We start from the raw sequence: 22,186 nt of genomic DNA on the forward strand, positions 1-22,186 counted from the left end.
CAACCATCCGCTGGGTCAAGGGAGATCGCGTCATGGCGGAGACGACGGAGACCGGGCTGCCCAAGGGGTTCCGGGGCGCGGAACAGGGCTGGCCGGAGCTGCACCGCATCCCGCATCCGCCGCGCCGGCTGCCGCTGCTCGGCGATGTGCTCGGCGTCGACCGGCGCCGCCCGCTGCAGGACTCGATGCGCTTCGGGCGCGAGCTGGGTCCGGTCTTCCGCCGCCGGGTGTTCGGCAACGAGTTCGTGTTCCTGTGGGGGTCGCGGCTCGTCGCCGACCTCGCCGACGAGTCCCGGTTCGCCAAGCACGTGGGCCTCGGGGTGGCCAATCTCCGCCCGGTCGCCGGGGACGGGCTGTTCACGGCGTACAACCACGAGCCGAACTGGCAGTTGGCGCACGACGTGCTGGCGCCCGGCTTCAGCCGGGAGGCCATGGCCGGCTACCACTCGATGATGCTGGCGGTGGCCGCCCGGCTGACCGGCCACTGGGACCGGGAACTGGCGGCCGGCCGCACGGTGGACGTGCCCGGCGACATGACCAAGCTGACCCTGGAGACGATCGCGCGCACCGGGTTCGGGCACGACTTCGGCTCCTTCGAACGGGACCGGCCGCACCCGTTCGTCACCGCGATGGTCGGCACGCTCAGCTACGCGCAGCGCCTGAACAGCGTGCCCGTGCCGCTGGTGCCGCTGCTGCTGCGCGGCGCCGCCCGGCGCAACGCCGCCGACATCGCCCATCTGGACCGTACGGTCGACGAGGTCGTGGCGGCCCGGCGCCGCTCGGGCGGCGGCGACGGGGACCTGCTGGACCGCATGCTGGACACCACGCACCCGGAGACCGGGGAGCGGCTGTCCGCCGAGAACGTGCGCAAACAGGTGATCACGTTCCTGGTGGCCGGCCACGAGACCACCTCGGGCGCGCTGTCCTTCGCCCTGTACTACCTCGCCCGGCACCCGGAGGTCGCCGCCCGGGCCCGCGCCGAGGTGGACCGCGTCTGGGGCGACACCCCGGAACCGGGCTACGAGCAGGTGGCCAAGCTGCGCTATGTCCGCCGGGTGCTGGACGAGTCGCTGCGGCTGTGGCCGACCGCGCCCGCCTACGCCCGGGAGGCCCGGCAGGACACGGTGCTGGCCGGGGAGCATCCGATGCGGCGCGGGGCGTGGGCGCTGGTCCTGCTGCCGCTGCTGCACCGCGACCCCGAGGTGTGGGGTGAGGACGCCGAGCGGTTCGACCCGGACCGCTTCGAGGCGGGCGCCGTACGGGGCCGGGCCCCGCACACCTTCAAACCGTTCGGCACCGGCGCGCGGGCCTGCATCGGCCGTCAGTTCGCGCTGCACGAGGCGACTCTCGTCCTCGGCCTGCTGCTGCGCCGCTACGACCTGCGGGCCGACCCCGCCTACCGCCTCCAGGTCACCGAGCGGCTGACGGTGATGCCGGAGGGTCTGCGCCTGCGCCTGGAACGACGCCCCGCGCCGGCGCCGACTCCGGTCACCGTACCCGCCGCCGATCCCGGCTCAGCCGCGCGCTGCCCCGTGGGCGGAGCGGGAGACTGACTCCATGGGTTTCGTGCCGGCGCAGCCGCGAGCCTCTCCGCCCGCGGCTACGCCGGAAGCGGCTCGCGCCGGGTACCGCCGAGTGCCCGGCGACAGCCTCCGCTCAGCCGCCCGCCGCCCAGTGCCCGGGGCGGGTGACCGACTCGGGGAGCCTGGTGCCGGCGTTGCCGCGGGCCGCGTTGACCTGGGGCTGGGTGAGGAAGAAGGCGCCGGTGAGGTCGGCGTCGCCCAGCTCGGCGTCCCGGAGGTCGGCGCCGATCATGTCGGCCTCGCGCAGGTCGGCGCCGGTGAGGTCGGCCGCGATGAGGTAGGCGCCGCGCAGGCTGGCCCCGCGCAGGTCGGCGCCGCGCAGCCGGGCCCCGATGAGGTCGGCGCCCCGGCGGTCCTTGGCCCCGCGCTTGCCTCCCTTGCCGCCCTTGCGGTCCTTGCGGTCCTTTCCGCCGACGGCGTCCGCCCGGGCCAGCTCGCTGGCGCGCAGCAGCAGGACGTTGACCTCCTGCCGGTGGGCGGCCACGTCGAGGCGGGCCAGTTCCTCGGGTGTCCCCCGGGTGAGCAGTTCGGTGCGCTCCAGGGCCTCGCGCAGGCCGGCGTGGACGGGCCGGGCGGCCTCCAGGCGCAGCGCCTCCGTCAAGTACCGGAGCAGCTCGTGCAGTTGACGGACGACGGGGAAGACCTCGAACATCCGGCGGGACCGCTCCGGAGAGCCGGTGCGCCAGTCCTGCCCGCCGAAGGTGACCTGCGAGACCTTCTGCCCGGCGCCGAAGCAGTCGTAGACCGTGCAGCCGGTGAAGCCCTTCTCGCGCAGACCGTCGTGGATGCCGCAGCGGTGGTCGTCCCGCAGGTTCGGGCAGGGCTTGCCCGCGGGCTTGTCGATGGCGAAGTCCGCGGAGGCGGCGAAGGGCAGGGCGACGCAGCACAGCCCGAAGCACTGGGCGCAGTCGCCGCGCAGATCGGCGAGGTCGGTCATCTGATCCGGCATGGCGTCCAGCCTACTGACCTGCGTGACCGCGGGGCGCGCCGCCGCACCCCGCGGCCCCTGGGGCCGGCACCCGGCCCTCAGCCCTCCAGCGCGGGCAGGTCCAGCCGGGCCAGCCGCTCCGGGTCGGCCAGGATGTACATGCCGGTGATCCGGCCGTCGGCGACCGTGAACGCCGTGACCGAGACCGGCCGCCCCTCGGGCGCGGTGACCAGGCCCACCGCTCCGTTGACCAGCACCGGACGGGCGTGCACCGCGAGGTGGGAGAACATCGAGGCCTGCTCGGCGACGGTCCGGGCCCCGCTGACCGCCTTGGACGCGCCGACGCCCCGGACCAGGACGCCCGCGTCGGCGCGCAGCGCCACATCCGGGTGGAGCAGGGCGAGCAGCGCCTCGAAGTCGCCGCCGCGGGTGGCGGCCAGCCAGGCGTCGACCACCTGCCGCTGCCGGCCGAGGTCGGGGTCGGCCGACGGGCCGGCGCCCTGCACCCGGCGGCGGGCCCGGCTGGCGAGCTGCCGGGTGGCGGCCGGGGTGCGCTCGACGATCGCGGCGATGTCGTCGAAGGGCACGGCGAACATGTCGTGCAGGACGAACGCCAGCCGCTCGGCGGGTTCCAGCGTCTGGAGCACGACGAGGAGCGCCAGCCCGACCGAGTCGGCCTCCAGCACCTCCTTCTCGGGGTCGGTCCGGCCGAGGGGCCGGACCACCGGATCGGGGACGAACGTGTCCTCCATCGGCTCCTCGCGGCGCGCGGTGCGCGAGCGCAGCATGTCCAGGCAGACCCGGCCCACCACGGTGGTCAGCCAGCCGCCGAGGTTGCGGATCTCCGCCGCGTCACCGCGGCCGAGCCGCAGCCAGGCCTCCTGGACCGCGTCCTCGGCCTCGGTGAGCGAGCCGAGCATCCGGTAGGCCACCGCGCGCAGGTGCCCCCGGTGCTCCTCGAAGCGGTCGGCGAGCAGGTCGGTGGCGTTCATCAGGTCCCCGTTCGGTCGGTGGCGGCGGGGCGCCGGCACCTCCGCCGCCGCGGGCGGCGGCAGCGGCCCGGTGATCGTCGGCTCGCCCGTGGCCGCAGACTATGCCGCCCGCCCGCCGCCGCAACTCCTTTTCCGCCGCGCCTCGTTGTGTTCAGGCCTGGCCATGCCTCGTTGAGTTCAGGCTTCGCCGTGCCTCGGTGGGCTCACCCCTCGTCCCGGGTCAGGGCGAGCAGCCGGTCCAGGACGCGGGGCGCTCCGGCGCGCAGACCGTCGTGCTCGTACTCGTCGGTCACCCAGGTCCGCAGCCCCCGCACGGCGCGGGCCGTCCGCAGGGAGTGGGCCGTGTCCACGTACATGTCGTCGTGGTAGACCGCCGCGGCGACCGGCACCTCGTTGGCGGCGAGCCGGGCGGGGTCGTACAGGGGCTGCCAGTCGGTGCGGGCGGCGAGCAGTTCGGCGGTCTCGCGCAGCGGGCGCAGGGCCGGGTCGGTTTCGAACATCCAGGGGTGCGCCGTCTCGCCGGTGAACAGCACCGGGGCGTCCCCGGCGATCGCCTTGGCCGCGTCGAACTGCGGGAACTCGGCACGCACCCGCTCGGCGGCCCAGGCGGTGGGGCGGGCGTCCTGGCCGTAGATGGACTCGTGGACGAGCGCGTAGAGCGGGTGCGCCGCGTACGACAGCAGGCCGCGCACCTGTTCCTGGAAGGCGTCGGACAGCTCCGGGCCGCCGGGAGTGCGGACGAACGCGTCTTCCAGGAGGAAGTGCAGCCGGTGGCTGCCGTCGCTCGCCCCGAGCATGAGGCCGAGGGACTGGAACGCCTCCACGGTGAGGCGGTGACCGCCGGGCAGGACGACGTCGTGGGTGAGGAGGTGGTCGGCGACGCGCCGGGCCCGCTCGACGTCCTGCGGGTAGCGGGCGTAGTGCGCGGCGACCTTGCGTTCGATGCGCGGGTAGGCGGCCCGGTATACGTCGTCGGCGTGGGCGTCGAGGGAGGGCAGGCCGCCGGTGACGACGGCGGTGCTGAGTCCCTCGGGGGCGAGGGAGAGGTACGACACCGTGCAGAAGCCGCCGAAGCTCTGGCCCAGCACGGTCCACGGGGCGCCGCCCGTCACGAGGGGGCGGATGGCCTCGCAGTCGCGGACGATGGAGTCGGCGCGGAAGTGGGTGAGGTAGTCGGCCTGCTCGGCGGGACCGCCGCGCAGCGGGAGGGTCTGCCGGGTGGCGGGCGTGGAGCTGCCGGTGCCGCGCTGGTCCAGGAGGAGGACGCGATAGTCCTTCAGGGCGCGGTCCAGCCAGGCCTGCCGTCCGACGAAACGATTCGCCCCGAAGCCGGGTCCGCCCTGCAGATACAGCAGCCACGGCAGGTCCTGCCCCGCCTTGTCGGCGGCGACGGCCTCACGGGCGTACAACTCGATGCTCTCGCCGTCCGGCCGCGCGTGATCGAGGGGCACGGTGAAGCGGCGGTCGGTGAGGACGACACCGGGCTGGCGGTAGCTGGAAGTCAACGGATCTCCCGGGACGGACGGCGTGGACGGGTCCCAGTTCAGCACACCTGCGGCCGGGCCCACCCATCCAGGATCATGGATTCCTACTGAACTTGCGGTCAGCGGGCGGCGAGACTGGAGCGGCGCACCACCAGCTCCGGCTGGAGCACCACCCGCCGGTGCTCGTGCCGGCCGGCCCCGCCCTCGGTGCCGGCCTCGGTCTCCTCCAGCAGCAGCTCCGCGGCGAGGGCGCCCATGGTGACGGCGGGCTGCCGTACGGAGGTCAGCGGTACGGCGGCGGCCGCGGCGAACTCGATGTCGTCGTAGCCGACGATCGCCAGGTCGTCGGGGACGACCACGCCGGCCGCGTAGAGCGCCTGGAGCACGCCGAGCGCGAGCAGGTCGTTGGCGCAGAAGACCGCGGTGGGGCGGTCGGCGAGGCCCAGCAGCCGGGCGCCCGCGTCCCGGCCGGCGGCCACGTCCAGGCGCTCGGTGGGCAGCTCGCGCAGGGCGTCGGGGCCGAGCCCGGCCTCGGCGAGGGCGTTCAGGGCGCCGGCGCGGCGGTCGCGCACCTGGTTCAGTCCGGGCGGGCCGCTGACGTAGGCGATGGAACGGTGACCGGCGTCCACCAGGTGCCGGACGGCGAGGGCGCCGCCCGCCACGTCGTCCACGGAGACGGAGCACTCGGTGGTGCCCTCGGCGACCCGGTCGACCAGCACGAAGGGGATGCCGTGCCGGCGGAAGGCCGCGATGTTGCGGCCGGTGGCGTCCGCCGGGGTGAGGAGCACCCCGCGCACCCGCTGCTCGGCGAAGAGCGAGAGGTACTCCGCCTCCTCGGCCGCGTTCTGCGCGCTGTTGCAGACCATCACGCCGAGCCCCGCGTCGCGGGCCGCCCGCTCGGCGCCGCGGGCCACGTCCACGAAGAAGGGGTTGCCCATGTCCAGCACCAGCAGGCCCATGATCCGGCTGCGGCCGGCGCGCAGCTGCCGGGCGGACTCGCTGCGGACGTAGCCGAGCCGGTCGATCGCGGACAGCACCCGCGCCCGGGTCTCGCCGGCGACGGTCTCCGGGCGGTTGAAGACGTTCGAGACCGTGCCCACCGAGACTCCGGCGGCGCGGGCGACGTCCTTGATACCCACCGACTGGGCCATCGGGCTTGGGACCTCCAGGGACGAGCGGCGGCGGGGGAAGGCGCTGACGTTCACCACGAGCGCTCACGCGCTCGAGGACGGTCGCGCGTGCCCGGGGCGGAAGGTCCCTCACATTACCGTCTTGACTTCCTCCCCCGCCTAAAGGCGGGGGATTCCAGCGGTCGCCCGTTGGGTTTCCTGCTTCATCGACGACCGCCCCGTCCGGGAGGACTCCCGTTGAGGTCTTACACCGTCTCCACAGGCAGACGCCGCCAGCCCGGCGGCCAGGATGTTGCGTGCCGCGTTCACGTCGCGGTCATGCACGGCGCCGCAGTCGCACGTCCACTCGCGGACGTTCAGCGGCAGCTTCCCGCGGACCGTGCCGCAGGCCCCGCACAGCTTCGAGCTGGGGAAGAAGCGGTCGATCACGACGAGTTCACGCCCGTACCAGGCGCACTTGTACTCCAGCATGGAGCGAAGTTCCGTCCACGACGCATCCGAGACGGCGCGCGCGAGCTTGCCGTTCTTCAGCAGGTTACAGACGGTGAGGTCCTCGATCACGACCGTTTGGTTCTCACGGACGAGCCGAGTGGACAGCTTGTGCAGAAAGTCGCGGCGCCGGTCGGCGACCCGCGCATGGATGCGAGCGGCCTTAACCCGGGCCTTCTCCCGGTTGGCCGAGCCCTTCGCCTTCCGCGACAGCTCGCGCTGTGCGCGCGCGAGGCGGGCGCGGTCACGGCGTTCGTGCTTCGGGTTGGCGATCTTCTCGCCGGTGGACAGCGTCACCAGGGACGTGATCCCGGCGTCGATGCCGACGGCCTTGCTGGTTGCGGGGGCCAGGGTGATGGTGTCCTCGCACAGCAGGGACACGAACCAGCGTCCTGCCGCATCGCGGGACACGGTCGCCGTGGTCGGCTCCGCACCCGCGGGCAGCGGGCGCGACCAGCGGATGTCCAGCGGCTGGGCCATCTTGGCCAGAGTCAGTCGCCCGTCACGCCACTTGAAGGCGCTGCGGGTGTACTCGGCCGACGCCCGGGACTTCTTCCGGCTCTTGTAGCGCGGGTACTTCGCTTGCTTGGCGAAGAAGTTCCCGAACGCCGCCTGAAGGTGGCGCAGCGCCTGCTGAAGAGGGACGCAGGACACCTCCGCCAGGAAGGCCAGTTCCTCGGTCTTCTTCCACTGCGTCAGCGCCGCCGACGACTGCACGTAGGACAGGCGGCGCTGCTCGCCATACCAGGCCCGTGTGCGCTCCTCCAACGCCTTGTTGTACACGAGGCGGACACAGCCGAACGTGCGGGACAGCTCTGCTGCCTGCTCGTTCGTGGGGTAAAAGCGGTACTTGAACGCCCGCTTGACCTGCTGCGCCATAGCTCACATTCTATCAGTTCCCGTGTGAGCGACGGGTGTCGGCCGGTGGCCATAGACGCCGAATCGCCCTGGCGGCGATTCGCCCTTCCCTGCCCCGCTACGCGGGAGCTTCGTTTCCTCCCCGGCCTGAAGGCCGGGGTATCCACGAAGGAGACCCGATGACTGAGACCCAGGGCTCCGGCGTAGTCGAATGACGTCCGGTTTGTGATCACACGAGGTCTAGGAGTGCGAGCGGGCGGCGGGGGTTGCGGGCATTGCGGCGAAGGCCAGCGGCGATATTGACGGTCCCGGCGAGCTTCAGGGCGCCGATGGCGAGGTTGCGGTAGGTGGCCATGGCGCGGGGTGCGTTGCCGGTCCGCAGTTGGGAAGCGTCCTCGGTGAAGGTGGTGTCGCGGACATGGTGCAGGGCCTCGATCTGCCAGTGTCCCTTGACCAGTTGTGCGAGCCGGGCGGGCGTGGCCTGCTCGGCCGAGAGGCTGGTGACGGCATAGACGGTCTTGACTGTGGTCCTGCCGGTCTTGCGGTCGGTGCGCCGCCTCTTGATCTGGATGGCTTGCCGGGCCCCGGGGAAGATGAGCTTGTTCACGGTGCAGACCTTGATCCGTCGGATCTCAGCGCGGCCGTGACCGGTGCCGCGGATGCGGCCTTGGAGCGGGATATCCTTCCAGGGAGGCGACTTGAGCTGCTGGCGGAGCTTCCTGGTGTTGGCCTCGACGATCAGGATGTAGTGAGCGTGCCGCCCCAGCAGATAGGCGGCGTGCTCGCGCTGGGTGTGCTCGCCCAGTAGCGGGGTCGAGGATGGCGTCGGGGAGGGATTGGGTGAAGGCGGTGCCGCGGTGGTCGATGTCGGCGCCGGGAGTCAGACCGGCCAGGTAGGCGTCGCGGTCGGCGTCGGCCAGGTGGGCCAGGCATGCGGTGTGGCCAGGGACATGGACGCCGCGGCAGCCGACGGGGTCGTAAGCCGGGTCCGCGCCGTGTGCGTAGTACGGCCAGGAAGGCGCCCCGGGTACGGGCGGTGGGGGTGTGCTCACGGCGTGGCGACCCGCGTCGAGGAAGCGCCCAGTCCCGTTCCTTCTCGGCCTGCTCCAGCCGCCACGCCGCCCGCCGCACCCGCGCCAACATCCGCTGCCGACGGGACTTCCCCACCCAGTCACCCCTCACCGGCCACAGCCTGCCAGGCCCCACACGTCGGCACAGGTATTCAGCAAACCGAACACCCAACCGCTACCCACCGCACCCCTACTCCCCGAAGGGCAGTACGGCCACGGTGGGCGGTATACATGGCCAGCCGTCCGCCGACTGCAGCTTTCGCCGTTGTGCGCGCCGCATAGGCCGGCGGGGAGGAGAGGAGAGGGGAGGGGTGGCGGGCCGGGGTCCGGAGCGCCGTCTGCCTGGACGGAGTCGGGTTGCCCGCCGTACTGCCGCAGTCACGCACGCGCGAGCGTGAGCAGACCGTACCGCCCGCCGTGGTTCCGGGGGAGCAGCAGCTGCCGCGATGTGGTCGGGCCCCGCCGCCATGGCCCTCGACGTCTCGGTCTGCCGCTGTACCGGCTGTGGCGGCAGGCCGCGCTGGAGACGCAGAACAAATCCCGCGCCTGGATCGCGAAGTCCTCCGCCGCCCGCGGGACGATGATGGCCACGCGCGCCACCCCGCCCATGGAGCTCTCCGCGTTCCGCGAGATCACCGAGGGCGGCTACCGCCTCTACGCCGGCGTCTTCCTCGCCGGGTGCTGCGATGCGGCCCTCGAGGAGACCTACGACCAGCTCTGGCTCTCCTGGGACCAGGCCCTCGCCAGCTAGTCCTGCGGCCTGCCATGCATGTCAGCGGTCCGCGACGGGATAACGGCCCCGTCGAGGCCCGCCACGGTCTGAGCTGTCAAAGTCAGCCAAGGAAGTGCTCGCAGTCTGGGCAGCGTCTCCTGGCAACCAGGGCGGTGTTACCTTCCGTGGCCTGCAACGGCTGACGTTCGCTGATCCCTGCCCACTGTCCTGAGGCCGGGCTGGGGATCCATCCCCATGCCGCGTCTTCGGGCGATTCCACGTAGTGGACGCACGCACCCGGGATATGTGCGTAACCCCGAGGCGAGACCAGAATCCTTTCAAGGATGAAGTTCCGAGGAGCGCGCGGGGCGGTAGTCGCCCCGTCCGCCTCTTTAGGACTGGTTCCGTTAGCGGGACAGTCGCACCCCTGCCCAATGATCAGTTCGCACCTGTCGCATCGTCGCAACTCCATGGCTCCAATGATCGCGCAGGCCCTAGCGTGTCAGGGCGTGGTCAGCGGGTCCTGACACGGTGGGTTTTGTGAACGGCAGCGGGCAGTACCGGGGCCGGGACCAGGGAGAGGTGCCCGGAGTGGTTGATCGGGGACCGGCGCGCTCGCCTCACGGTCGGCCCATTCGGGGTCCACGCCGCTTCGACTCCGCAGGCACTGCCGGCGCCAGCAAGTCGACCATCCTGCGGTGCATCTGCTGCCAGTTCATCCACCACGGCGCCCTGGCCTACGTCCTCCACTACAAGCGGATCTCCCACACCTGGGCCCGCGGCGTTCCCGGCGTACGTACTGCCGGGACATCGCCGAGATCCATGACGCCCTGATCCACCTCGTTCAGGAAGGCCGGTGCCGTATCCGGCTCGCTGAGCAGCTGGGCGACGACGTCCTGGAGAAGGAGCCCTGGCGCTTCGAGCGGATCCGTGAGAGCGGCGAACGAGGTCGGCGTGCGGGGGACGCTGACCCCGACCGGGCTGGAGGCGGCGGCCGTGGTCCTCGACCGTCCGGCTCGGGAGATGGGCGGCACCGCGAAGGCGGCGGCGGCCCCCGGCCGAAGCACGCCCGCGCCGTGACCTACGTCCTGGCCGAGCGGTCGGGAGTCGCCGAGCCGTTCAGCCGAACCAAGGTCATCAACGGTGTGCGCAAGGCGTGCTGGGGACGACCGGCACCGCCGAGGGGCCTGGTGCTGGTTGCCGCCGGCGTCACAGTAGGTGTTTTCGATCCCTGGCCGTGGCGTGTGCACGGCTGGATGATCGGCGTGTGGGGGTTGAGGGTACGGCTCGGCGGTATTGCCAGGAGTGTGGTGATCCGTTGCCGCAGACGATGGCGCGGAGGCGGTGTTCTGCTCGTGTCGGTGCTCGACCGCCAAGGAGAGCTCGACCAGGGTTTTCACCGGTCCGTCCGCGCGCAGCACCGCATCGGTGAGCTCGAAGAGTGAATCCGCCCGCTTGTAGAAGCACTCGTAGAACTCGACCGGAAAGCGGGACAACAGACCCAACGCCTCGATTCCGGGCACACCGACAGGCAGACTCATGGGCAGCGGCCGTTCTCTCGTGCTTTGTGACTCGACATCTCGAAGCGTGGAGAACGGCCGCCTCCGCTGTCCCGTGAAGAACCGCAGGTCTAGCCGGACGAGTGACCCGCGAGGTTAAACGCCAAGCTGAGGCAATTTCACTCTGGTGGACGAGGTGGTCCTCCCGTACGCGTGCGGGCGTGACGCCGACACGCCTGGCGCCGGTTCCTGTACTCGGCATAGACCATCACAAAAGGTGTCTTTGGCCTTGATTTCCACTCAAGGCGACTTTTGAGCTGTAATCATTGATGTGTCCGACTAGGCAGGGGTGCATCAGACTCCTGCCGTGAAAGGAGCACGGAATGCGGGTTTCCCGTTTTGCCGCCGCGCTGGGCGTCGCAGCCGCCGTCCTAGTGGGCGGTGCCACTGGCGCCAGCGCCGCAACCCTTGCGCCCTCGGCGGCATCTCATGCCACGCACGGTCGTTGGGGCCACGACCGTGACGACCGCTGGGGCCACGGTCGCTGGGGCCACGACCGTGACAACCGCTGGGGCCACGGTCGTTGGGGCCACGACCGTGACGACCGCTGGGGCCACGGTCGCTGGGGCCACGACCGTGACGACCGCTGGGGCCACGGCCGCTGGGGCCACGACCGTGACGACCGCTGGGGCCACGGCCGCTACGGTCACCGCTGACCGCCCTGGGGGTGCCCGTCCGCTGTTGGCAGGAGGGCACCCCTTCGTTGCCATGGCGGCCTCATGCTCCTCACCCCACCACCCTCCCCAGCTCCCATCCCGTCGGCCATCTAATGGCGAAGGCGGACAGGAGCGTGTCCGTACGCAGCCGAAGCTCAGGTGTTTCGGCTCCCGTGAGGCCCTGCCGCTGAAGCAGGGTCTCGGACATACGGCTGGCTGACCGTGAGGAGGGACTTGATCGCGCGGCGCTCGTCCATGGCGGCGTAGGCGTCGGCGATGTGGTCGAGGTCGGTGGAGTAGTTAAAGACGCGTCCGGGGTTGATCGTTCCGTCCAGGACGTGCTGCAGCAGGTCGGGGATGTAGTGGCGGGCGGGGGCGACGCCGCCCTTGATGCCGACGTTCTTCCAGAAGAGGGTCTTGTAGTCGAACTTTTCGTAGAGCGGGACGCCAACGGCGCCGATCATGCCGCCGGCGCGGACGATGCCTGCGGCGGTCTCGATGGATTGGTCGGTGCCGACGCATTCGAGCGCGGCGTCGACGCCGGCGCCGTCGGTGAGGCCGCGTACGGCCGTGACGGCGTCGTCGCCGCGTTCGGCGACGATGTCGGTGGCGCCGAACTCTTTCGCGAGAGCCTGTCGGTCGGCGTGACGGCTGAGCGCGATGATCCGGCCGGCGCCGAGGACTTGGGCGGCCAGCACGGCTGAGAGGCCGACTGCGCCGTCACCGACGACGGCGACGGTGTCGCCCTGCTTCACGCCCGCGCTCACGGCGGCGTGGTAGCCGGTGCACATGACGTCGGAGAGTGCGGTGAAGGAGGCGAGCTGGGCGTCGGTGAATCCGTCGGCCGGCGCGGGGACCTTCACAAGGGTCGCGTCGGCGTAGGGTGCGCGGACTTTCTCGCCCTGTCCGCCGTCGCTCTCGCCGTCGCCGAAGGCTCCTCCGTGCTCGCAGTTGGACTCGAACCCGGCCCGGCAGGCGGGGCAGCTGCCGTCGTTGTAGGTGAAGGGGGCGATGACGAAGTCGCCGACCGCCAGGTTCTGCACGTCCTCGCCCACCGCCTCGACGACGCCGACGTACTCGTGGCCGATGCTGCCCGCCTTGTGGGAGTTGATGCCGCGGTAGTACCAGAGGTCGGAGCCGCAGACGCAGCTCCGTACGACGCGGACGACGGCGTCGGTCGGCTGCTGAATGGTGGGGGCAGGGCGCTGGCCGAGCTCGATGTGCTTCTCGCCTCGGAAGATGGCTGCCTTCATGACTGTCTCCTCAGATATCAGGTGTAAGGGGAGTGTGGGAGTGGCGTCGTAGGTCGGCGCGGACGCGTTCGGGTTCTGCCTCCGGCCGTGGTCCTGGCCGGTCGCGGGCGCCGTCGAGGTCGCCCGGACGGTCGGGTTCGGCTGCGAGGAACGCGCCCGGCCAGTCGGTGATAGTCGGGCCGTTGGCCGAGAAGACCTCCACGGTCCTGCCCCTCGCCGACTCGGTCAGCAGGGCCTGGACGATGGTCTCGGCGACGTGGTCGCGGCGGACGGGCCCGTACTCGGTCAGGTCGCCCTGGCGCAGGTCCACCTGCTGGTGGGAGCTGCTGCCGGCGTCGAACCAGCCGGGCCGGACGATCGTGTACGGCAGGCCGGTGACCCGCAGGAGTCGCTCACCTCGTCGCTTCCACTCGAGCAGCTCCCGTGACTGGCCGCCGCTGGCCGTGACCCCGATCGAACTCATCAGCACGATGGGCACACGATGTTCGTCCAGCGCGTCGAGCACCGCGGGTACGGCGCCGTAGTCGACGGCGGCGTAGTTGCCGGACCCGTAGGGGGCACCGTGGGTCATCACGACGGCGTCGACGCCGTCGACGGCGCCGCGTACGGCCGTCGGGTCGGCCAGCTCGCCGGCCACCACCTCGACGCCGCTGGGCAGGGGCCGCTGGGCGCGGTCAGGGTCGCGGGTGAGCACGCGCGGCAGGCGGCCCAGCTGCAGCAGGCGGGCGGCGACGAGGCGTCCGATACTGCCCGTCCCGCCGATGATCAGGATGCGGTTCATGTCCGAACGGGCTGGCTGTGTCATGCCGTCAGCCCCTTGAGGGTCGAGCCGTCGATCACGAACCGGTAGCGGACGTCGGAGGCGTTGATCCGCTCGTAGGCGGTGTTGATGTCCTGGGCGCTGATCAACTCGATGTCGGCGGTGACCTTGTGCTCGGCTGCGAAGTCGAGCATCTCCTGCGTCTCGGCGATGCCGCCGAACAGGGAGCCGGCGTAGGAGCGCCCGTTCTGCAGCAGCGGGAAGACGTCCAGTGGCATCGGCTGCGTGGTGACACCCACGCTGATCATGGTGCCGTGCAGGCGCAGCATGCCGAGGTAGTCCGCCAGTGAGATCGGCGCGCTGACGGTGTTGAGGATGAGGTCGAAGGTGTTGGCCAGCTCGGTGAAGGCGGTGCCGTCACCGGTCGCGGCGTAGTGGTCGGCGCCGAGGGCCGCGGCGGCTTCGCGCTTGCTGTCCGAGCGGGACAGCACGGTGACCTCGGCACCCATGGCCTTGGCCATCTTCACGCCGAGGTGGCCCAGGCCGCCGAGGCCGACGACCGCGACCTTGGTGCCGGGACCGGCGGCGAACCGCTTGAGCGGCGCGTAGACGGTGATGCCCGCGCACAGCAGCGGCGCGGCGGCGGCCGGGTCGAGGGTCTCGGGCACGCGGACGACGAAGTCCTCGGGGGCGACGATCGCCTCGGAGTAGCCGCCCTGGGTGTGGGCGCCGGGCTCGGCGGGGTCGGGGCTGCCGAAGACGAGGGTGTGACCTTCAAGGCAGTACTGCTCCTGCCCGGCCCGGCAGTTGTCGCACTCGCGGCAGGAGTTGGCCATGCAGCCGATGCCGACCAGGTCGCCGACCTGGTGGCGGGTGACGTCGGAGCCGGTTTCGGTGACGCGGCCGACGATCTCGTGCCCGGGCACGAGCGGGCTGACCGGGAGCGGGCCGAAGGAGCCGTCGACGAAGTTCATGTCGGAGTGGCAGATCCCGCAGTACAGGATGTCGATCTTGACGTCGTGGGAGCCGACGTCACGGCGCTCGATGGTGACGGGGGCGAGTGGCTGGCCGGCCTCGTGGGCGCCGAACGCGTTGACAGTGGTGGGCACGGTGGTTCCTTCTTGCAGGTCGTACGGGGGGGAAGGTCAGGCTTCGGGGATGGCGCGGCCGTAGGCGGCGAGGGTGACGGCCTCGGGCTCCGGCCCGCCGCGCCGGCCGGTCTCCAGCGCGTCCAGGGCGGACAGCTCATCCGCGGTGAGCTCGAAGTCGAAGACGTCGAGGTTCTCGGCGATGCGGTGCCGCTTGGTGGACTTCGGAATGACCGAGCGGCCCTGCTGCAGGCCCCAACGCAGCAGCACCTGGGCCGGGCTCTTGCCGTGAGCCTCGGCGATCCGGGTGACGGCCGGGTCCTGAAGGACGCTTCGGCGGTCCTCGCCGTAGCCGGGGTAGAAGGTGATGCCTCCGATGGGGGACCACGCCTGGTTGAGGATGCCGTGGTCGGTGTCGAAGTCGAGGACGGCGCGCTGCTGGAAGTAGGGGTGGATTTCCAGCTGGTTGACGGCCGGCACGACGGAGGTGGCGTCCAGCAGCGTGGCCAGGTGGTCGGTCATGAAGTTGCTGACGCCGATGGCGCGGACCGTGCCGTCGGCCAGCAGCTTCTCCAGCGCCCGGTAGGCGTCGAGAGTTCGGTCGAAGTCCGAGGGGAGCGCCTGGTGGAGGATGAGCAGGTCGATCTGGTCGAGGCCGAGCTTGGCGGCGCTCTTGTCGAAGCCGTGGAGAGTCTCGTAGCCGTAGTCGCTGATCCATATCTTGGTCTCGACGAAAACCTCGTCGCGCGGGACGCCGGAGTCCCGCAGGGCCTGGCCGACCTCGCGCTCGTTGCCGTAGGCGGCGGCGGTGTCGATGTGCCGGTAGCCGAGCTCCAGCGCGGCCGTGACCGCGGCGATCGTCTCGTCCGGCGGGGTCTGGAAGACGCCGAGGCCGAGGGCGGGCATCTCGACGCCGTTGTTGAGGGTGAGGGTCTGCATCACGTAGTCCTCTACTTGCGGGACGCCCGGGCGGGCACGATCAGGGTGAAGACGGCGGCGACGGCCAGCGCGAGCAGGACGGTGGAGCCCGTCAGCGCGGTGCCGGAGCGGGCCGCGATGTCGGCGGCCTCATGGCCGGTGGAGACGGTGGCGGCCACGGCCGTCAGGATGCTCAGGGCCAGTGCGCTGCCGATCTGGTGCACGGTGTTGACCAGGCCCGAACCGGCTCCCGCGTCCTCGGGTGCGACGCCGTCGACACCGCTGGAAGTCATCGGCGCCAGCGCCAGCCCCTGACCGGCGCCGATGATCACCATCGGCAGGGCCACACCGGTCAGGTAGGGGGTGTGCAGGTCCAGGCGGCTCAGCCAGGCCATACCCACCGTCGTCAGCACGACCCCCGCGGCGAGAACCCGCGGCCTGCCGAACCTCTCCAGCAGCCGCGGCACCCGGACCGCGAAGACGAAATTGACCAGCGTCATCGGCAGGAAGGCCAGGCCCGCCTGCAAAGGCGTCCACCGGTAGACGCTCTGCACGAACTGCGCGGTGAAAAAGAAGAACCCCATCATCGCGCCCATGTAGAGCATCCGAGTGACGTAGGCACCGGACCGCTCGCGGCTCGCGAACAGCCGCAGCGGCACGATCGGCTGCGCGGCCCGCCGCTCCACCCCGACGAACACCACCAGCAGCACCGCACCCGCCGCGAGGGGGAGCACAGTGGCCGGTGCCGTCCAACCATGGTCGGCCGCGTCGACGATGCCCAGCACCAGCGCGGTCGAGCCCACAGTCGCCAGCAACGCCCCGGCCACGTCGAACCGGCCGCCGCGGCGTTCGGTCTCGGGCAGGAACCGCACTGCCAGCACCATCATCACGATGCCGATGGGGACGTTCAGGAAGAACCCCGCCCGCCAGGAGATCAGGTCCGCGACCAAACCTCCGACGACCAGCCCGAACGCCGCGCCGAGACCGGCGACGGCGCTGTACGCGGCCATCGCCCGGTTACGTGCGCGTCCCTCGGCAAAGCTTCGCGTGAGCAGGGAGAGCGCGGACGGGGCCAGAACGGCGGCGCCGACGCCCTGCAGCGCCCGGGCCGCGATCAGCCACCACGCGCTCTGGGCGGCGCCCACCAGCAGCGAGGCCAGCGAGAAGACCACCAGCGAGTACAGGAAGACCTTGCGGTGGCCGAAGAGATCACCGGCGCGTGCCCCCAGGAGCAGCAGCCCGCCGAAGACCAGCACGTAGGCGTTGGTGATCCACGACAGGCCCGTCTCGGAGAAGCCCATATCGGAGCGGATCTGCGGCAGCCCGGTGAACACGATCGAGTTGTCCAGGATGACCATGAAGTAACTGACGCAGATGATCGCGAGGATCAGCGTCGAATGTGCCGGGCCCCCGGAGGAATGCCGCGCCTGGCGGCGCGGGGCGGTGGTCCTGTCACCGCCCGGCCCGCCCGGACGGCTCGAGTCGGCGACTGGCCCGGCGGGGGCACCGCCGGTGTCGTGGATGGCTGCTGTTCGCACGGGCTTCCTCGCGTCGATCGGGAGTGCGACCCGATTCCGGGCCGCCGGTTGCTGGCCTGTCCCAGATAACGGCACCTCGAGGGGGCAGTGGGAGTCACTGCTCTTCCAGGTACTGGCAGTACCTCGCAGGCCCTTCCAGGCCGACCTACCGTGGATGAGCCGGCGCACCGCGCAGGCCGATCGAGAGGAGTCCGCCGTGCCCCCGTACTCGAGGTCAGGTCCAACCCGGCGGTCGACGCGAGTGGCCCTGCCCGAGCCGGGCCCCCGTTCCCGGACCGCTGTGCCAGCCGGCGTCCGGGCGACGCTCGAGATGGGCTTCCTCCGCGACGGCTCGCGCCGGGAGCCGTCCGCCGAGGGCGCGACAGTCAAGGACATCAGGAATTGAGCATGACCGACCACACCAAAAAGGACGTGGCCGCCGAGGTGAGGGAGTTCCTCAGCACCCGCCGAGCAAGGATCACCCCCGAGCAGGCCGGCCTACCGGTCTACGGCGGAAACCGCCGCGTCACGGGGCTGCGACGCGAAGAGGTCGCCCTGCTGGCAGGCATGAGCGTGGACTACTACGTCCGCCTGGAGCGCGGCAACCTCGCCGGCGCCTCGGACTCGGTCCTCGAAGCCCTCGCGCACGCCCTGCAGCTCAACGAGGCCGAACGCACCCACCTCTACGATCTGGCCCGCGCCACCAGCCCGTCCGGCCGGCGGCCGGCGGTGACCTCCTCACGCGTCCGGCCGACGATCCTGCGGCTGCTCGACTCGATGACCGGCGTGCCGGCGTTCGTCCGCAACGCCCGCTTCGACATCATGGCCGCCAACGCCCTGGGCCGGGCGCTGTACGCGCCGCTGTTCGACTCACCGCTGTTCGCGCAGCGCGGGCCGGTCAACAGCGCCCGCTTCCTGTTCCTCGACCCCGCCAGCCAGGACTTCTGGGTCGACTGGGACAAGGGCGCCGACGATGCCGTCGCCTTCCTGCGCACCGAAACGGGCCGCGCGCCGCACGACAAGGCCCTCACCGACCTGATCGGCGAACTGACCACCCGCAGCAGCGACTTCGCCCGCAGGTGGGCACGGCACGACGTGAAGTTCCACCGCTCCGGCGTGAAGAACCTCCACCACCCGCTCGTCGGCGATCTCGCCCTGCCCTACGAGGCGATGGAGCTGCCCTCCGACCCCGGCCTGCGCCTCAACTTCTACACACCCGAGCCGGACTCTCCGGAACAGCAGGCCCTGGACCTGCTCGCGAGCTGGACGACCACCAGCACGGTCGTGCCCTCCGGCAACGACTGACCCCCACACGAAAGAGGAGAACCACTTCATGCAGTACCGACCGCTCGGCCGTACCGGCGTCCAGGTCAGCCCGCTGTGCCTGGGCGCGATGATGTTCGGCCCCTGGGGCAACGAGGACGAGACCGAGTCGATCCGGATCATCCACCGCGCCCTCGACGCGGGCATCAACTTCGTCGACACCGCAGACGTCTACTCCGCCGGCGTCTCGGAGGAGATCGTCGGCAAGGCGCTGAAGAGCCGTCGCGAGGACGTCTTCCTGGCCACCAAGTTCTTCATGCCCATGGACCAGAACGACCCCAACCAGCGGGGCGCTTCGCGCCGCTGGATCATCCGCGCGGTCGAGAACTCCCTGCGGCGGCTCGGCACCGACCACATCGACCTCTACCAGGTCCACCGCCCCAGCCCTGACACAGACGTCTCCGAGACCCTCGGCGCCCTCACCGACCTCGTCCGCCAGGGCAAGGTCCACTACATCGGCTCCTCGTCCTACTCCGGCTCGCAGATCGTCGAAGCCCAGTGGACCTCCCGCGAGCGGAACCTGGAGCGCTTCGTCACCGAGCAGCCGCCCTACTCGATCCTCGTCCGCGGCATCGAAGAGGACGTGCTGCCCGCCGTTCGCCGCCACGGCATGGGCACCCTCACCTACAGCCCACTCGCCGGCGGCTGGCTCTCGGGCCGCTACCGCAAGAACGCCACCGAGGGACCCGCCTCCGCAGCCCGCCCCCAGGCCCGCTTCGACATGAGCACCCCCGACAACCAGCGCAAGCTCGACGCCGTCGAACAGCTCGCCGTCCTGGCGGAGAAGGCCGGCCTCTCCCTGATCGAGCTGGCCGTCGCCTTCGTCATCAACCACCCCGGCGTCACCTCCGCGATCATCGGACCGCGCACCATGGAACAGCTGGAGGCATTCCTGCCCGCCGCCGACATCACCCTGTCCTCCGACGTCCTCGACGCCATCGACGAAATCGTCGCGCCCGGAGTCACGGTCAACCCGGTCGACAACAGCTACGGCGACTTCGAGCTGAGGGCCGACCAGCGGCGCCGCTGACGCATCCCACCCTCCCGGCGCCCGCTCCAAAGATGAGCGCCTAAGGGCCGTCCCGTAAATGATCTCCGAATGGGCGAGCATGGCTTTCTGGCTGGTGACTTGGCGGTCTATTCGGTGAGGGCGAGGTTGTGCAGGCGGGCGATGCCGAGCATGGCGTGGTGCACTCCGTCGCCCTTGAGGCGGCAGTCGCGGAGGATTTTCCAGGTCTTCATGCGGGCGAAGACGTGCTCGACGCGGGCCCGGACCTGCTTGTGCGAACGGTTGTGTTCCTGCTTCCAGTCGGGCAGCTCCTCACCGGCCCGGCGGCGGTGCGGCATCACGAGTCCGGTGCCCAAATAGCCGCCATCGGCGATCGTCATGGTCTTGCCGACGGCGGCCTTGGCCCCGGATTCCTGCCACGCCCTGCAGGCGTTCCGGTTGCCCGGCAACGGCCGGCCGACCACGACAACCAGACGGGTGTCGGCATCGATGACGACCTGGTGGTTGGTGGAGTACCGATAGTTCTTGGACTGTTCGGCGATCGTGTGGTCGCGGGTAGGGACGAGGGTGCCGTCCACGATGAGCACCGTGTCCTTGCGGAACCGCTTGCGGGGCCGGAGCGCAAGCGACGGCCCGAGATGGTCGATCACTCGGTTCGGCCGCGGACTTCGAGATGCCGAACAGCGGGGCCAGCTGGCGCAGCGTCAAGTTCGTGTGCCAGCAAGCGGTCACCAGCAGCACGCGGTCCTCCAGCGGCAGGCTCCAGGGACGGCCTTTGCGCACCGGCTCCGCGCCTTCGCGGCGTAACGCGGTGATCAGCTTGTGGAAGCAGGACGGGCTCAGCCCGGAGAACGGGGTTATCCAGGAGGGCTCCGACGCCGTGATCACACCAGCCACGGCAAGATCGTCTCACCTCCGTCCCGCCTCACGGAGGTGCCGGGGAATCCCCGGCCGCGCGTCGCTGTCCGGGCCACAGGTCGTCATACGAGGCGTCCATGAACTGCACCTGCGGCCCGCGCAGTGCCGACACGTCGGCTATCTCGCCTCGGGCCGCCTCAGCGAGGCGCGCCGCGTAACGATACGTAGCGCCCCGCAGGGGCTCGCTTCCGGCCGCCAGGTCGATCTCCGCCTGCGCAAGCCACAGGTCATCGACGAGCTGGTCGAGCACGGGATCCGCTGCGATCCCGCCATTGGGCGGGCACGTGAACGCGGCCTTCTGCACCTGCGACGCGATGCTCAGGAACTTCAGGATCACGTTCTTCAGCTCCGCACGGTGCGCGGTCGACTCCTGTATCTCAAGCTGCCGGGCGCTCGCTCGCGACACCAGGTACTGGCCAAATAGTGACCCGCCCGCGCCGAGCGCAACGCCTGCCAGAGACAACAGCGCCGGCCCCAAGGTTCCCCAAGATCCCATGACCGGAGTCTCCCAACTCACCGCTTGAGAGCGACGGCCTACCCACGGACCACCAACGCCGGGGCAGTTACGGGACGGCCCTTAGCGGGCGATCGGCTGGGGCGCACGCCCGTTGGGGGGCGGGGCTGCCCCCGGCGGTTCACCGGCAACGGGCGGGCGGGCTGGAACGGCCATGCCTCGCCGACCGAGCCGCGCGCCCCGTAGGTGCTCTCGTTTCGGGGGGCGCCGCCCCGGCGCGGTACGCATTCCGCACGTTCAAAGTACGCAACATGTACGGTCCAGCCCACCCGAATCGACGATGGGGCGGCCGGTCAACTTGATGTCCTGGTCGTTCCTGCAGTCGTGAGCCGACTGTCCCCTCCACGCCCCAATCCATCTGGGTCAGCGCGGGGGCTGGGTCTAGCACCGAGGGCTTCGTGGGTCGAGCAGCCGGTTAGGCAGGCGTGGAAGGGAGACGGCTACGGCGCCGCCCTCATCGCCGAGTGCAGCGGCCGCACCGCCGCGTGGGAGAAGCTCAAGAACAGCACCCGCTTGCGCGAGGAGCGGTGACCTTGGCGAACACGCCGAACGGCTCACCTTCAACGGCACCATCATCGAAACTGGCACCGAGTTCTACTGCCTCGCCATCACCCGAGCCCGAACCGAGGAACCGGCGAAGGCCGGCTGACATCTGCCGCTGCCTGACGCACGGCCTGCCGCCCTGACGCACGGCCGCCGGTTCCGTTCCCGTTGTCCCGTTTCAGCGGAGCATGCGGCTCCGGGATGCGCAGCCCACGGAACATAAAGCGTCGTCCAGAATCGAGGCATGGACGTTCCCAAGCTGCTGGAAGCTGCCCCACTGCTGGTCCCCGAAGTCGTTGCCACCGAGAACGACATCACGGTGAACGACGTCTGGGAGTACCTCGCCCACGACGAGTGGGAAGTCGCTTTCGACTTGTTGGAGGAGCTTGGTGATGTCCACCCGCTTCCGCTCGCCTTCTGGCAGGCCCTCGCCGCCGCCGAGCAGATGCGACTCGACAGGAGCGCGGCCTGGTGTCACTGGCGTTGCTTCGAAACCTGCAACGGCATCATCCGAGCCGACCTCTCCCTCAGACCAGCCCACGAGGCCCGTCGGCAGACACGTTTCTCTGGAGCCGGCGTCCTACGACCTATGTGGAACATCGGAGGAAGGACCCCGACAGGCGAACACGACCTCTACATAGCCGCTCTTTGGGTGGAGTTCACGCCCTTCATGGAGCCCGGAGGGCAGGTCACGGTGCGTCTCGCCCCGCTCTCCCCGTCGAAGTGGCAGCAGCTTCAGCCCGGTCAAGTGATCACCATGCACGAGGACCGGACTGTCGCTGGAACGGCGGTCGTCCTGGAGATCCAGGGCCCATCAGTCCCGCCTGCCACCTTGCGGTAACAAGTGCTGTTCCTAGTGCCGCATCAGAAAACGTTCGCCCT

General features: G+C 70.6%; 17 protein-coding genes and 4 pseudogenes. 7 read left to right on the forward strand and 14 right to left on the reverse strand.

What is annotated here, in order from left to right:
- Positions 1 to 32 precede the first annotated feature (32 nt).
- Positions 33 to 1,553 (forward strand): cytochrome P450, encoded by a 1,521-nt coding sequence (locus tag AB0924_RS35475; RefSeq protein WP_358933152.1) that lies wholly within the window; start codon positions 33 to 35, stop codon positions 1,551 to 1,553.
- 103 nt (positions 1,554 to 1,656) lie between these two features.
- Here the strand turns inward: AB0924_RS35475 and AB0924_RS35480 are convergent, their stop codons facing one another.
- The 6 genes from AB0924_RS35480 to AB0924_RS35505 all read right to left on the reverse strand — a co-directional run bounded on the left by AB0924_RS35480 (position 1,657) and on the right by AB0924_RS35505 (position 8,269).
- Positions 1,657 to 2,532 carry a pentapeptide repeat-containing protein gene (locus tag AB0924_RS35480; protein WP_366913658.1) on the reverse strand — a complete coding sequence of 292 codons (876 nt, stop codon included), beginning with the start codon at positions 2,530 to 2,532 and terminating at the stop codon, positions 1,657 to 1,659.
- A 77-nt stretch (positions 2,533 to 2,609) separates the two neighbouring features.
- Positions 2,610 to 3,503, reverse strand: coding sequence for an RNA polymerase sigma factor SigJ (sigJ, locus tag AB0924_RS35485; RefSeq protein WP_358933148.1), 894 nt, complete (start codon positions 3,501 to 3,503; stop codon positions 2,610 to 2,612).
- 203 nt (positions 3,504 to 3,706) lie between these two features.
- Positions 3,707 to 5,008: an alpha/beta fold hydrolase gene (locus AB0924_RS35490; RefSeq protein ID WP_358933146.1), complete on the reverse strand. Its 1,302-nt coding sequence runs from the start codon at positions 5,006 to 5,008 to the stop codon at positions 3,707 to 3,709.
- Positions 5,009 to 5,106: 98 nt separating this feature from the next.
- Positions 5,107 to 6,138 carry a LacI family DNA-binding transcriptional regulator gene (locus AB0924_RS35495; RefSeq protein ID WP_366913677.1) on the reverse strand — a complete coding sequence of 344 codons (1,032 nt, stop codon included), beginning with the start codon at positions 6,136 to 6,138 and terminating at the stop codon, positions 5,107 to 5,109.
- 138 nt (positions 6,139 to 6,276) lie between these two features.
- Complete coding sequence (locus AB0924_RS35500) at positions 6,277 to 7,485, reverse strand: RNA-guided endonuclease TnpB family protein (RefSeq protein ID WP_366913659.1); 1,209 nt, start codon at positions 7,483 to 7,485, stop codon at positions 6,277 to 6,279.
- A 208-nt stretch (positions 7,486 to 7,693) separates the two neighbouring features.
- Positions 7,694 to 8,269, reverse strand: a complete 576-nt coding sequence (locus AB0924_RS35505; protein ID WP_366913678.1) for an ISAs1 family transposase — start codon at positions 8,267 to 8,269, stop codon at positions 7,694 to 7,696.
- A 659-nt stretch (positions 8,270 to 8,928) separates the two neighbouring features.
- Here AB0924_RS35505 and AB0924_RS35510 point away from each other — a divergent pair.
- Complete coding sequence (locus AB0924_RS35510) at positions 8,929 to 9,285, forward strand: hypothetical protein (RefSeq protein ID WP_366913660.1); 357 nt, start codon at positions 8,929 to 8,931, stop codon at positions 9,283 to 9,285.
- A gap of 1,049 nt (positions 9,286 to 10,334) precedes the next feature.
- Positions 10,335 to 10,418: pseudogene (locus tag AB0924_RS35515) on the forward strand (transcriptional repressor NrdR); the annotation flags it as partial.
- Positions 10,419 to 10,604: 186 nt separating this feature from the next.
- On the opposite strand, the pseudogene AB0924_RS35520 reads toward AB0924_RS35515, so the two are convergent.
- From AB0924_RS35520 to AB0924_RS35545, 6 genes and pseudogenes are all read right to left on the reverse strand, one after another.
- Positions 10,605 to 10,787 (reverse strand): annotated as a pseudogene (locus tag AB0924_RS35520) (hypothetical protein); the annotation flags it as partial.
- Positions 10,788 to 11,616: 829 nt separating this feature from the next.
- Positions 11,617 to 12,714 (reverse strand): alcohol dehydrogenase catalytic domain-containing protein, encoded by a 1,098-nt coding sequence (locus AB0924_RS35525; RefSeq protein ID WP_366913661.1) that lies wholly within the window; start codon positions 12,712 to 12,714, stop codon positions 11,617 to 11,619.
- Between the two features lie 10 nt (positions 12,715 to 12,724).
- Positions 12,725 to 13,519 carry an SDR family oxidoreductase gene (locus AB0924_RS35530; protein ID WP_366913662.1) on the reverse strand — a complete coding sequence of 265 codons (795 nt, stop codon included), beginning with the start codon at positions 13,517 to 13,519 and terminating at the stop codon, positions 12,725 to 12,727.
- Positions 13,516 to 14,583 (reverse strand): NAD(P)-dependent alcohol dehydrogenase, encoded by a 1,068-nt coding sequence (locus AB0924_RS35535; protein WP_366913663.1) that lies wholly within the window; start codon positions 14,581 to 14,583, stop codon positions 13,516 to 13,518. The genes AB0924_RS35530 and AB0924_RS35535 overlap by 4 nt, the downstream gene beginning before the upstream one ends.
- A 36-nt stretch (positions 14,584 to 14,619) precedes the next feature.
- Positions 14,620 to 15,501: an aldo/keto reductase gene (locus AB0924_RS35540; RefSeq protein ID WP_366913664.1), complete on the reverse strand. Its 882-nt coding sequence runs from the start codon at positions 15,499 to 15,501 to the stop codon at positions 14,620 to 14,622.
- Between the two features lie 11 nt (positions 15,502 to 15,512).
- Positions 15,513 to 17,018 (reverse strand): MFS transporter, encoded by a 1,506-nt coding sequence (locus tag AB0924_RS35545; protein ID WP_366913665.1) that lies wholly within the window; start codon positions 17,016 to 17,018, stop codon positions 15,513 to 15,515.
- 387 nt (positions 17,019 to 17,405) lie between these two features.
- On the opposite strand from AB0924_RS35545, the gene AB0924_RS35550 reads away from it, so the two are divergent.
- Positions 17,406 to 18,302 (forward strand): helix-turn-helix transcriptional regulator, encoded by an 897-nt coding sequence (locus AB0924_RS35550; RefSeq protein WP_366913666.1) that lies wholly within the window; start codon positions 17,406 to 17,408, stop codon positions 18,300 to 18,302.
- Positions 18,303 to 18,330: 28 nt separating this feature from the next.
- Positions 18,331 to 19,350 (forward strand): aldo/keto reductase, encoded by a 1,020-nt coding sequence (locus AB0924_RS35555; protein ID WP_366913667.1) that lies wholly within the window; start codon positions 18,331 to 18,333, stop codon positions 19,348 to 19,350.
- 107 nt (positions 19,351 to 19,457) lie between these two features.
- Here AB0924_RS35555 and AB0924_RS35560 read toward each other — a convergent pair.
- Together AB0924_RS35560 and AB0924_RS35565 are read right to left on the reverse strand one after the other, a co-directional pair.
- Positions 19,458 to 20,226: pseudogene (locus AB0924_RS35560) on the reverse strand (transposase).
- Positions 20,227 to 20,254: 28 nt separating this feature from the next.
- Positions 20,255 to 20,743, reverse strand: coding sequence for a hypothetical protein (locus AB0924_RS35565; RefSeq protein WP_366913668.1), 489 nt, complete (start codon positions 20,741 to 20,743; stop codon positions 20,255 to 20,257).
- Between the two features lie 568 nt (positions 20,744 to 21,311).
- On the opposite strand from AB0924_RS35565, the pseudogene AB0924_RS35570 reads away from it, so the two are divergent.
- Positions 21,312 to 21,410 (forward strand): annotated as a pseudogene (locus tag AB0924_RS35570) (ATPase); the annotation flags it as partial.
- 138 nt (positions 21,411 to 21,548) lie between these two features.
- Complete coding sequence (locus AB0924_RS35575) at positions 21,549 to 22,145, forward strand: hypothetical protein (RefSeq protein ID WP_366913669.1); 597 nt, start codon at positions 21,549 to 21,551, stop codon at positions 22,143 to 22,145.
- Positions 22,146 to 22,186 lie beyond the last annotated feature (41 nt).

This window comes from Streptomyces sp. NPDC047869, from assembly GCF_040704065.1.
Lineage (GTDB): Bacteria > Actinomycetota > Actinomycetes > Streptomycetales > Streptomycetaceae > Streptomyces.

Bases quoted from the DNA above. Each gene is read 5' to 3' on its own strand.
- AB0924_RS35475 (WP_358933152.1), top strand. From the start codon at position 33: ATGGCGGAGACGACGGAGACCGGGCTGCCCAAGGGGTTCCGGGGCGCG.
- AB0924_RS35525 (WP_366913661.1), bottom strand. From the start codon at position 12,714: ATGAAGGCAGCCATCTTCCGAGGCGAGAAGCACATCGAGCTCGGCCAG.
- AB0924_RS35565 (WP_366913668.1), bottom strand. From the start codon at position 20,743: ATGGGATCTTGGGGAACCTTGGGGCCGGCGCTGTTGTCTCTGGCAGGC.
- AB0924_RS35575 (WP_366913669.1), top strand. From the start codon at position 21,549: ATGGACGTTCCCAAGCTGCTGGAAGCTGCCCCACTGCTGGTCCCCGAA.
- AB0924_RS35555 (WP_366913667.1), top strand. From the start codon at position 18,331: ATGCAGTACCGACCGCTCGGCCGTACCGGCGTCCAGGTCAGCCCGCTG.
- AB0924_RS35540 (WP_366913664.1), bottom strand. From the start codon at position 15,501: ATGCAGACCCTCACCCTCAACAACGGCGTCGAGATGCCCGCCCTCGGC.
- AB0924_RS35530 (WP_366913662.1), bottom strand. From the start codon at position 13,519: ATGACACAGCCAGCCCGTTCGGACATGAACCGCATCCTGATCATCGGC.
- AB0924_RS35495 (WP_366913677.1), bottom strand. From the start codon at position 6,138: ATGGCCCAGTCGGTGGGTATCAAGGACGTCGCCCGCGCCGCCGGAGTC.
- AB0924_RS35480 (WP_366913658.1), bottom strand. From the start codon at position 2,532: ATGCCGGATCAGATGACCGACCTCGCCGATCTGCGCGGCGACTGCGCC.
- AB0924_RS35500 (WP_366913659.1), bottom strand. From the start codon at position 7,485: ATGGCGCAGCAGGTCAAGCGGGCGTTCAAGTACCGCTTTTACCCCACG.
- sigJ (WP_358933148.1), bottom strand. From the start codon at position 3,503: ATGAACGCCACCGACCTGCTCGCCGACCGCTTCGAGGAGCACCGGGGG.
- AB0924_RS35550 (WP_366913666.1), top strand. From the start codon at position 17,406: ATGACCGACCACACCAAAAAGGACGTGGCCGCCGAGGTGAGGGAGTTC.